We start from the raw sequence: 12,556 nt of genomic DNA on the forward strand, positions 1-12,556 counted from the left end.
CAAAAGCGATATTTCTTATTTTGTGGATGGTATTGTTATGTGCAAGATGACTAAATCACAAACTGAATATTTTAATATGTAATCAATACAATACTTTTAGTTACAATATTTGATATGATTACAACTTTATATTTTATTTATTTCGTATTTAGTGCTATTCAAAAAACTAACTAACATCTTTTTTTAATTGTGAGATATTTCCTTTTTCCATTAATAAGCTTAATTCTTCTATCGTGCCAGAAAGAGACCAAAAGACAAGTTTATAACTATAGGCTATTTACCGACGATTCCATTAATGTGTCTTCTAAAGGATTAAAATATGTAAATCACTATACAGGTTTTGAAACTTTTGAAAGTACCCAACTCAATGAGTTTACTAAGTATCAAGATAGTCTGGTCAAAAACTATTTTGACAAACCATCCTATAAAGCTTTTGAAGAAAATATAAATAATCTAACTAAAAGTAACTTCGTTTCATATGGAAAGCATAGACCTCTAAATGATTCCATTGCTTTTGTTACTATTTCAAAAGATTCAACCACTTTTTTAGCCAAATACAATTACAAAACGAACGATGTTATTAATAAAATTGAATTTCCAGAGTTAGAAGGTGCATCCGAAATAAATATTAATTACGCTGGAAAAGCGTTATCCTTCTATAATGAAACTGATGAAGGACACAAATTATTTGTCTATTCTTATCCTAAAAAAGAATTATTATTTTCTACCAACGAAGGTGTAAATCCATATTTTTACCTGAGTTCTACTTGGTTTGGAGAAAATAGTATTGCTTACATTGCGTTTCCCTACCAGGATAATGCTACGGATTCTTATATAGCATCGGTTAATCTTGAGAATAAACAGATATCCAAAATTTTTTCACACAAAGACTACCCTAATGCTAATAATGAAAATTGGCTCATTCCAATAACCTCAAGTAGCTCTTCACCTATCCTGCAGGCTTACGTGGCAAATGCTGGAGATATTTATGAATCTTTTTATATCAATAGGGAAGAATTTACTAAACCAAATCCAAAATGGAATAGACTTGCTGCCATACATGATAGTACTACATATTTTGGTGATGAAAGAAATGGAAAATTCATTTATAGAACATATATCAATAATAAATTAGTCGTTCAACAAGCTGACATTACTGAAAATGGTTTAACCAACAAGGAGACTTTATTCGTTCCTGAAACCGATTCTAACATAGGCGAAATTGCTGTAACTAAAGAAGATATTTACGTTGTAGTTAACGAGGACGGCATTGACTCAAAACTCTATAAAATAACTAATAATGGTAACGAGCTTGTAGACATTGATTATCCAACAGTAAATATTGAGGTATATAATTCCTTTGCCGATATTGATAACCTAGTATTCTATACCACAGATTGGGGAAAAGGAACGGCTTTCTATAATGTCAATGGAAAAGGGGTCCATACCAATTTACTTACAGATCCTTATCCTAAGGAGTATGACAACATAACCTATGAAGTTATATCTGCAAAATCACATGACAATAAGGAAGTACCAGTAACTATAGTAAACAGGAAAGACTTCAAATTAAATCCGGATTTAAAAACCATTGTTTATGCGTATGGAGCATATGGTATAAATGCCACCCCCCTTAATAAGGATGCAATACAGAAGTTTATACTAGACGGTAATCAATTTATAATCGCACATGTAAGAGGTGGAGCTGAAAAAGGACAACAATGGTATTTTGATGGTATCCTCGATAAAAAAGAAAATTCCTGGAAAGATGTATTATCCACAGTAAAACACCTAAGAGATTCTAATCTAGTAAACAAAGAACGTGTTGGTTTATTGTTTGGAAGTGCAGGTGGAATCTCTTGTGGAATGGCATTAAACGAGAAACCAGAATGGTTCTCAGCAGCAGCTGGCCTTTCCGCTGGGATGAATCCATTAAGACTAACCAATCACGAGAATTATAGCCAGTCTGACCAAATTTATGATTTTGGTGATGTAGAAACGGAAGAAGGTGTGTCCGCTCTTTATAAAATGGATCCGGTAATTCATTTCAATAGTTTAAAAGAATATCCACCAACCTTACTTATGGTTGGTGAAAAAGATGATTTGGTTCCAAACTCAGCATCCGCTAAATATATAGCTCATTTGCAAACTTCTAATTCAAAAACAACAAATCCTTATTTGTATCTAAAATATAAAGATGAAGGTCACTATCTTCCCAATGATGCTTTCATAAAAGCAATATTTTTTCTAGAAAGCGAACTATAAGTATATTATTTCTTGTGTTTTATCAAAAAAAGATTAATTAAGGCACATGATAAAGCTTACCATGTAGTTTATATCAGCTAGTATATTTATCTAATTTTAGTTTATCTATTTCCTTTTCTGCCATTTTGATATTTAGTCCTTTTAAACAGCACGGATTTCCGTAATTTGGCGTTGTGTAGATTAGCTTAAATTAGCCGAATAAAAGATAGAACCAATGAACAAAACCGCTATTCTATATTTTCTTTTTGGTGTTTTAATCGTATCCTGTAACCAAAAAAAATCAACAACCCCAGAAAACAAAACCGAAGCGCTAACGGCTAAAGATTCATTGACGGCAAAATTAGATTCTATTCAAAAGAATGGGGAAATTATAGGATTTGGGGTTGCAATGGTAAATGAGGATGGCGTGCTTTATGAGAAAGGTTTTGGATTTTCTAACATTGAGACCAAAGAAAAATATACAAAAAATACGGTTCAGCACATAGCTTCCGTTTCTAAAACATTGATTGGGATTAGCTTACTAAAAGCTCAAGAATTGGGTAAATTACAACTTGATAATCCGGTTAACAACTACCTTCCGTTTAAGGTAACAAATCCCTATCGCCCCAAAGAAACCATAACCATTAGACATTTAGCAACCCACACATCTGGAATCAATGATTCTGAAATTTACATGAACACCTCTTGGTACTTAACGGAGAACCAAGACTTGTCTAGTATAAGAACGGATTATCCAGCACAACAGTTAAACCCAAACAGCAGTAAAGTGTCAATGGAGGAATATGTAAGGGGATATTTAAAAGAAAATGGGGCGTACTACAACAAGAACAATTATATAGACTTTAATCCGGGAGAACGATACAATTATTCAAATATTGGGGCAACGCTCTGTGCACTTGTTATTGAAAAAGCAACGGGTAAACCATTTGATGTGTTTACAAAAGAACACATACTAAAACCTTTAGGTATGAATGCTTCGGGTTGGTCGTTAGAAGCTATTGATGTGTCAAAACATTCAAGACTCTATAGGAACGACTATTCTGTATTGCCTTTTTACACCGCAATGACCTATCCAGATGGTATGCTCATATCATCACCAACCGATATGGCGAAATATCTAGCAGAATTGGTCAAAGGATATGCCGGAAAAGGAACACTTTTAAGTAAAGAAGGCTATAGCGAATTTTTTACTAAACAACTCCAAGAAGATAATTTTGAGTATAGAAATGCTTCTAATCCTTACAATGGAGATTATAGCCCTGCTTTGTTTATAGGTTACAGTGCCAAAGGCTATGTTGGGCACTCTGGAGGCGATGCAGGTGTTGGTACTTGGATGTATTTTGATACGGACAAAAAAACGGGCAGATACATAGTCATAAATACCGATATGGGGAATGACAATAGGGCAAAGGAATTAGAGTATTATGCCATCTGGGACTTAATGAATGCGTATTTTGACAAATTGAAATAGTGCTTCAGGGCAATCAAAAGAGTGGGTGAATACTAGCTACTACACCCTTTTTGATTTGTTTTTTTTGCTGAATCGTGTACGGTAGTTTTTAAGATAAAATCAACTTCCCGGTTCGCTAACTTTTGTCTTATCTAGTAATAAGAATTACCTTGTTTTAGATTGGGTGTAAAGATTCCATATTCTAAAATTAAACTTTACTTAATACCCTACTTACCTAAAGTGGCTATCATTGCTCTAAACAGATTAGACCACTATGACTGCGCCAGATTTAGAATTGTTTCAATTGATTAAGAAAGACAATCAATTGGCGTTTAGGCAGTTGTATGACCGTCACTGGAAAAAACAGTTTTACTTTGCTGTTGGCTTTTTAAAAGATGAAACATTGGCCAAGGATGTTGTACAAGAGGTCTTTTGTATACTCTGGGAGAAACGTGATCATTTGAATATTCAACATTTTGGTTCTTATTTACACAGTATAACAAGAAATAAATGTTTGGAGCATCTTAAGAAATCTGTTGTGTTTAAAGATGTTTTACTACACATGGATGCTTTAAATGCAGAAAACACCACAGAACAGCATATACACTATTTAGAAACCAAAGAAAAAATAGAAAAAGAGATAAACAGTTTGCCAAATAAAACCAAGCAGATTTTTAGGTTAAGTAGACATCAAGAATTATCTCATAAAGAAATTGCGAAAAAAATGAATGTATCTACCAAGACCGTAGAATATCATATTTCGCAGTCAATCAAGAAGTTATCTGCTTCAATGGCATCTTTCCTATTCTTTATTTAAAAAAATAGCTTTTTCATTTAGGGTGCTTGGTCATTTTTAACTCTTAGTAATAGAGAACCAAAAGATGACTGAAAAAGAGTTACAAATTTTAATAGAAAAATACACTGCAGGTAATTGCTCCCAAAAGGAAAAAGAACTTGTGGACCGTGTTTTAGCTTCATATGAAAATAAAGAAGTTATTCCTTTTGATGTTGAGAAGGAAAAAGCTATTGAAAAGAATATTTTTTCAGCAATACAAGCTCAAATCAAAGCTACGGATAACAAGAAGTCTTTTTCTATAGGTATAAGACAAGTATTTAAAGTTGCCGCTTCTTTAGTCTTATTAATTGGTTTGGGTTATATGGTGGTGAGTAAGGGCCAAGAATATAATAAGGCGAAGGTGGCCCAAGTAGAAATGTTGGCACAACAAACAGATTGGGGAAAAAGAGCAACCATAAATCTAAGTGATGGTACTAAAGTAACCCTTAATGCCGGTAGTAAACTTAACTTCCCAAAATCGTTTAAAGGGCAAAAACTAAGAGAGGTCTTTTTAGAAGGCGAAGCTTTTTTTGAAGTAGCAGAAAATAAAGAACAACCTTTCGTTGTGCATTCCAATGCTATAGATACCCAAGTGTTAGGCACTTCTTTTAATGTAAATGCATATTCGTTTAACGAGGCTATCGCTGTTACTGTTAAAACCGGTAAGGTAAAGGTATTTAATACAAAAGCAGAATCTAATAATATTTTGGAATTGAACCCTATGGAGTTGGCCTATTTCAACAAATCGGCAAATACGCTATCCAAATCAAAAGTATCCAATGAGAATTTTCTGGATTGGAAAAATGGTATCATCAGATTTAATGATATCAGCTTTTCCGAAGCGGCTAATATGTTGAGCAGAAGGTATGGAATTACTGTCCATTTTAAACACCAAGGGTTAAAGAATTGTCACGTTACGGCCAGATATGAAAAAGCAAATTTAAAGGTGGTTTTAGAAAGTATAAAGTTTGCCACCAAAGGGTTTGATTATGAAATTAAAGAAGGTAACCAAGTATTATTTAAAGGCCTTTGCAAGGAATAGATCCAAACAACAAACTCTAAAAAAATACACTATGTAAACACTATTATTTAAAACAAAAGCAGCCTGCGAAACTTTGGCGAGGATCTACAGACTGCAAAGCTTTTTAACGATTAATAATTAACCATTAAACATTCTGTGAAGATATGAATTCACTAACTATTAAGCAATTTATAGCGTTAACAATGAAAGTCTATTTTATTTGTGTGATTGTGGCGCTCTTGAATCCGCTATTGGCATCAAATGTCAAAGCCCAAAAGTTGGATCAAGTAACGGTAGACCTGCATCTAAAACAAGCAACCATAGAAGAGGTAATAACCGCTATAGAATACCAAACCGATTTTAATTTTGTATACGGTAGATCCATAACCGGCATTAAAAATAAGTATAACCTTAGTTATAATAAGGTTTCTTTGCGTTCTGTGCTAGAATTATTAGCCAAAGATGCTGGCTTGGCTTTTAGAAGACTTAATTATAATATTTCTATAGACAAAAGACCCAAGGCTACTAAAGCAATAGTAGAAAGTATATTTCAAGAAATAAAAGGAAAAGTACTAGATGAAAATGGGCAGCCACTACCTGGGGCGTCGGTGGTGGAACAAGGTACAACCAACGGTACCGCTACTGATTTTGACGGAAATTTTGTACTAGAGGTTAACCCCGGAGCCGTTTTGGAGGTATCTTATATTGGGTATAATATGGAGCTGGTTACCGTGGGTACTCAAATAGAATATAACATTCAATTAAGTCTGGCATCATCTAGTTTACAAGAAGTTGTTTTAATTGGTTACGGGCAACAGGCAAGGGCAAAAGTAGTGGGATCAGTGGCAGCGATGAAAAGTAAAGAATTACAAAATGTTACCGCTGCCTCCGTAGACCAGCAATTGGCCGGTAAATTATCAGGGGTTATAATCAATCAATCTAACGGACAACCAGGGACAGATTCGCAAATAATAATTAGAGGTACAGGAACATTGACTGCAGGTTCTAATCCACTTATTGTTGTGGACGGCTTTCCCTTAACAGAAGGGAGTACGTTAAGCTCTGTTAATCCAAATGATATTGAGGATATTAATATTTTAAAAGATGCGGCATCTGCATCAATTTATGGTTCTAGAGCAGCTAACGGGGTCATTTTAATTACCACAAAGGCAGGTAAATTTAACCAAGAAACAAGAATTACTCTAGAAACATATGGAGGTATACAACAACAAAGCTCTGGTGTGGAGTTGGTAGATGCTTATGAACATGCCCAATTCTTGACGGAATCTAGAAACTGGGGGTATGTTTCTAAAGACCCTTTAAATAGAAGTGAGACAGACCCAAATAGTGTAAGGGTAACTAAACTTATAAATGGAAAGCAAATAGATGGTCGCGAATTATTTTTGCCCGAACTAGAACCTTACCTAAATGGGGTGCCAGGTTTGTTGAACACAGATTGGATAGATGAAGGGTTTAGGAGCGCTCCAATAACTAATTATGCACTTTCTATTTCTGGCGGAAACGAGAAAACAACATTCTTTACTTCTTTAGGTTATTTTGATCAAGAGGGAGTAGTAATTGGCACAGATTTTAAACGGTATTCTGCTTCTTTGAATATGCAGACCAAGATTACGGACAAGATTAAATTTGGTGTGAATTTAAAACCAACCTACTCGGTAGAAAACTCCGTAGACCAAGGTAGTCGTAGTAATGGTGTTTTGGGTTTAATTTCAGTAAGTTTTCCCATGTATAGCCCCTATTATGCGGATGGAAGTATCGACATTAGCGATCAATTGGTTAATGAACAACGCGAAATTGAAGGCGTTAGGGTCAATGGTACCCCTGTAGAGAATTTAGTGGCAACGGCTAATTTAATCACAGATGAAAAAAGCCGATTTAGAATTTTTGGTAATGCTTTTTTAGATGCGGAAATAATCAAGGGGTTAACCTATAGATTTTCTTTGGGTGGAGATTACGATACTTATGTAAGGGATTACTATTACCCAATAGGAGTTGGTTCTTACAGAACACCTGCACCACGAGCAGATGCAAATGCCGAACAGCGTAAGCAAAATAAAGTGAACTATTTGCTAGAGAATACGCTAACCTTCGATAGAACTTTTGGTAAACATCATTTTAATGTATTGGCAGGTTATACGTTTCAAAAAGAGAAAATTGATTACACAAGGGTTGTAGGCACTGGTTTTGCAGATGATAACATACAGAATATAGGTGGTGCCAGTGCATTTACTGCTACTGCAGATGTGGGTATTTGGGCACTAGAGTCTTACTTAGGTCGTGTACAGTATGATTTTGATGATAAGTACCTAGTAACGGCGGCTATACGTAGAGATGGATCATCTCGTTTTGGTGTAAATAACCGTTGGGGTAATTTTCCATCCATTGCCGGTGGCTGGGTATTTAGTAGAGAAACATTTTTTCCAGACTCAAACATCTTAAGTTTTGGTAAACTTTCGGCCAGTTGGGGGCAAACAGGAAATAACCAGATTGGTACTTATGCTTCCAAAGCCTTGGTAACCGATTCAAATTATGTATTTGGTAACGGTATTGCCCCAGGTTACATAACTACATCTGCTCCAAATCCAGATTTAGGATGGGAGGTAGCATCTTCTCTAAACATAGGATTGGATTTAGGGTTTTTCAATAATAAGTTGAATTTTAATATGGCTTATTATAAAACCAACACAAAAGACTTGTTGTTAGATGTACCTGTACCGCAGCAAACCGGTTATGACAATGTGTTGGCCAATATTGGTGAAATGGAAAACCAAGGCTGGGAATTTCAAATTTTTGGAAACGGTTTCAAGGCGGGAGACCTTGGTATTGGTTTTAATGCAAACCTTACTTCTTACAAGAACAAGGTATTGGCATTGGGTCCTGGCCAAGACAGGATAGCAACAGGTAGGGATCAATTGTTTGTAACACAAATTGGTAGGCCAATTGCAGAAATTTATGGGTATAAGCTAGATGGTGTTTTTAAGACTCAAGAAGAAATAGACAACACACCACATTTAGACGGCACGCTTACTGGAGATTTAAGGGTTGTAGATGTTAATGGTGATGGACAAATTAATGATGACGATAAGATTGCCAAAGGTACTTTTGCGCCAGACTTCACTTATGGTTTTGGTGCCAATTTAGATTACAAAGGATTCAATTTAAGCTTCAATTTTGTAGGTGTTGCCGGCAGAACATTATTAGATGGCGATTTAAGTTCTTTAACGGAAGCCGGAGAAGGTTTTGCGGTACCAACCAAATATTATTTCAATAACAGGTATCACCCTGTAAATAATCCAGACGGTTTCTTGGGCCAGCCTAATTTTGGTAATTTCTCTAACTCAAGAAAAATCTTAAGAAGCTCCGTTACGGTAGATGAAAATAATGGCGATTATTTTAGGTTTAGAGATGTTCGTTTAGGGTATACTTTCCAAAAAAATATACTAGACAAGTTACAATTACAGGGATTACAAGTATACCTATCTGGTAATAATTTGTTTACGGCTACAGATTGGCGCGGGTGGAACCCAGATGGTACCACCAGTAATATTCTAACATCGGGGTACAACTCTGGTGGCAATTATCCAATTGCAAGAACCTATACCGTCGGATTAAAAATAACCTACTAAAAACCAATACAATGAAAAAGTTACTTTATATAACCAGTGTTGTAATGGCAGTTGGCCTTATAAGCTGTGAAAACGAATTAATACAAAACCCTACAACTACCAAGGTAGCAGATAATTTTTATGCTAACGAGGCAGAGATGGAAGAGGCCGTGAATGCTGTTTATGCAGCTTTACAATTTACAGGTAATTATGATACCGCCTTTCCTGCTGTGGGCGAATTGCCAGGGGAAGATGCATACGATGAAACCCCAGCCAATGACGGTGGTAATTATGGTATGTTAGATGATTACAATGTAATTCCACAAAGTAGTTTAATTGCCAATGTTTGGGAAGATGCATTTAAAGGAATACAACGCGCTAATATTGTATTAAATCGTATTGGCGATGTGGCATATACAGAGGAAGCAACAAAAAATGCTAGAATAGGGGAAATGTTGTTCATTAGGGCATTGCTCTATTTTAATTTGGTAAGAACGTTTGGGGATGTACCATTGATTACGGACGAAGTGGTTAATCCACAAGAATATTTTGGGCAAGAACGCACAGCGGTAGCAGATGTTTATGCGCAGATTATTGCAGATTTAGAAGAAGCAGAAGGCTATTTGCCAGTTAGAACAGAAAGCAATAAAGGCCGTGTGGTAAAAACTGCGGCCCAAGCATTGCTGGGCAAGGTGTATTTAACAAGGCAAGATTTCCAAGCAGCTAAAACCAGTTTAACTAAGGTTGTGGATGCCAACGTACATCAACTAGTTCCAGTAGCCGAAGTGTTTTCTTTGGAGAACGAATTGAATGACGAATTAATTTTTGTAGTACAATTTGCTTCTGGTATCAATAGTAATAGCGAGGGGTCCGATGCTTACCGTATGTTTAACCCAACCGCAAGACAAGAAGGTAGTATGGCTGGTACAAAAGGTCACGGGGTATTAAAACCAGAATTCTATCAGTTGTACACGGCCAATGATACCAGAAAAGATGTGTATGTGGGTACATTGGAATCAGGTTTGGCCTATACCAATAAAATAGCAGTACCTACCACAGTAGTTGGCGATTCTGCAAGTGATTGGGTAGTGCTTAGGTATGCAGATGTGTTATTAATGTTGGCAGAAACGGAAAATGAGCTTGGAAGCGCCAGTAATGCGGTAGCCTATCTAAATCAGATACGAGAAAGAGCCGGTTTATCGGATTATGACGGCGGGGAAGATAAGAATGCTATTTTCCAAGAAATAGACCTTCAAAGGCGATTAGAATTGGTTTGGGAGGGCCACAGGTGGTTTGATTTGTTGCGACAGGGTAGAGCACAAGAAGTATTGGGTGTCTCAGATGCAAATAAACTGTTATTGCCATTACCAGCGAGCCAGATTGCGGCAGACCCAGCATTAGTTCAAAATCCAGGATACTAAAAAAGCGTATGAAAATCAATATAAAACTAGTTGTCAAGGTGGTATTCACCTTGATGACTAGTATACCTGTAGCTATAGCTCAAAATGGAGCTACCAGAGCAGAACAGATTTTACATCAATTTAAAAACCCCAATCCAGACTACGTTTTGGCAGTTTCCCATAGGGGAGATTGGCGCTATGCACCAGAAAATTCACTACTTGCGGTACAAAGGTGTTTAGATCTGGGCGTAGATATCATCGAACTCGATTTTAGACTTACCAAAGACGGTCATTTGGTGGCTATGCATGATGAGACTGTGGATAGGACTACCAATGGTAGTGGTAAGGTTAGTGAATTAACGCTAGGCGAAATAAAAAAGTTACGTCTTAAGAATGCGGCCGGAGTAAGACATGCTAGACAACAAGTGCCTACCCTAAAAGAAGTAATGCTTTTGGTAAAAGGCAAAGCCATGGTGAACTTGGATAAAACGGAAAGTAAATGGGTAAGGGAGGCCTATGAAGTGCTTAAGGAAACGGGTACCATTGATCATGCCATATTTAAAGGCAATGATGCGGTGCAACTAATGCGCAAAAAGTACGGCACTTTAATGGATAGTATTATTTACATGCCTAAACTATGGTACAAAAATGAAAACGTAGCCGAGTTATATAAGGATTATGAAGTAGATTTAAATCCTGTGTATTACGAAACTATTTTTGATAGTGAGACCGCCATTCCATTACAATTGGCAAAAGAAAAATTTAAAGCAAGGAATGATGGTTTTATGGCTATAGCCTTGTGGGATGAGTTGTGTGCTGGCAGAACCGATGAGATGGCTTTATTAGAAGGGGCAGATAAATCTTGGGGTTGGTTGCTGGATCAGGGTGCTAACGCCATTATGACGGATAGACCGGCAGAGTTAATCTCTTATTTACAGGACAAAGGATTAAGGAACTTACATGGTGATAGCGATAAGGTTGAACTGCTACGTGCCAATTTAGAAGATGCGCATAACAACCAGGTTATTGTGGTAGCACATAGGGGTGATTGGCGTAATGCTCCAGAAAATTCCCTGCAAGCGATACAAAATTGTATAGATATGGGGGTAGATATGGTAGAGTTGGATGTACGCAAAACCAAAGATGGTCAGTTAATCTTAATGCACGACCAAACTATAGACCGTACTACCAACGGTTCTGGAAAAGTAGAAGACCTTACTTGGGAGTATATACAAACGCTACATTTAAAAGATGGTATTGGGCATACAACAGCGCATAAAATACCCACGCTAGAAGAGGCTTTGTTGGTGGCTAAAGGAAAAATTTTAGTGAATTTGGATAAGAGTTACAACATATTTGAAGAATGTTTTGCAATTGCTGAAAAAACAGGAACTACAAGACAAGTAGTTATCAAGGGAGCAATACCGTATAAGCAAGTAAAAAAGGAGTTTGGCCACTATTTGGACAAGGTTTTTTTTATGCCCATTGTTAGAACCAGTAAGCCAGATGCAGAACATATGGTAGAAGCGTATCTAAACGAAGAAGTGCCCGTAGCTTTTGAATTTACGGTGCCAGACGACTCCGTTTCTTTGGTGGCTAAATTTCCAGAAATACGTAAAAAAGGAGCATCTGTTTGGGTAAACTCTTTATGGCCGCATCATAACAGCGGGCATGACGATGAAAAAGCAAATCTAGACCCTAGGGTGTACGATTGGTTTATTAACAACCATGTAGATATGATACAAACAGACCGTCCGCAATTATTATTACAGTATTTAAGAAAAAGAGGATTGCATAATTAGGTACGTGTAGTTTAATTTTCATTCAGCAGAAACCCAGTAGTTATACTGGGTTTTTTATTTGCATTATTGAGCATCCCCCCAAAAACAGGACAGTAGGTTAAGTTCTTAAAAAGAAACTTAAATTTACTTATATGACACGAAGAAAATTCACTTCAAA

General features: G+C 36.4%; 7 protein-coding genes. All 7 read left to right on the top strand.

Annotated features, from left to right (window positions below; genetic code table 11):
- The first annotated feature begins 189 nt into the window (after window positions 1-189).
- Window positions 190-2,265 (top strand): prolyl oligopeptidase family serine peptidase, encoded by a 2,076-nt coding sequence (locus tag FBT53_RS15135; protein WP_169630378.1) that lies wholly within the window; start codon window positions 190-192, stop codon window positions 2,263-2,265.
- A 214-nt stretch (window positions 2,266-2,479) separates the two neighbouring features.
- Window positions 2,480-3,736, top strand: coding sequence for a serine hydrolase (locus FBT53_RS15140; RefSeq protein ID WP_136952036.1), 1,257 nt, complete (start codon window positions 2,480-2,482; stop codon window positions 3,734-3,736).
- Between the two features lie 253 nt (window positions 3,737-3,989).
- On the top strand, window positions 3,990-4,532 hold the full coding sequence (locus tag FBT53_RS15145) for an RNA polymerase sigma-70 factor (RefSeq protein WP_136952037.1): 543 nt from the start codon (window positions 3,990-3,992) through the stop codon (window positions 4,530-4,532).
- A 64-nt stretch (window positions 4,533-4,596) separates the two neighbouring features.
- Window positions 4,597-5,592, top strand: a complete 996-nt coding sequence (locus FBT53_RS15150; protein ID WP_136952038.1) for a FecR family protein — start codon at window positions 4,597-4,599, stop codon at window positions 5,590-5,592.
- Between the two features lie 143 nt (window positions 5,593-5,735).
- Window positions 5,736-9,218 (top strand): TonB-dependent receptor, encoded by a 3,483-nt coding sequence (locus tag FBT53_RS15155; protein WP_136952039.1) that lies wholly within the window; start codon window positions 5,736-5,738, stop codon window positions 9,216-9,218.
- An 11-nt stretch (window positions 9,219-9,229) separates the two neighbouring features.
- Complete coding sequence (locus FBT53_RS15160) at window positions 9,230-10,618, top strand: RagB/SusD family nutrient uptake outer membrane protein (protein WP_136952040.1); 1,389 nt, start codon at window positions 9,230-9,232, stop codon at window positions 10,616-10,618.
- An 8-nt stretch (window positions 10,619-10,626) separates the two neighbouring features.
- Window positions 10,627-12,399 carry a glycerophosphodiester phosphodiesterase family protein gene (locus FBT53_RS15165; protein WP_136952041.1) on the top strand — a complete coding sequence of 591 codons (1,773 nt, stop codon included), beginning with the start codon at window positions 10,627-10,629 and terminating at the stop codon, window positions 12,397-12,399.
- The last annotated feature ends 157 nt before the right edge of the window (window positions 12,400-12,556 follow it).

The organism is Flavobacterium sp. ASW18X, from assembly GCF_005144745.1.
Taxonomy (GTDB): Bacteria; Bacteroidota; Bacteroidia; order Flavobacteriales; family Flavobacteriaceae; genus Croceivirga.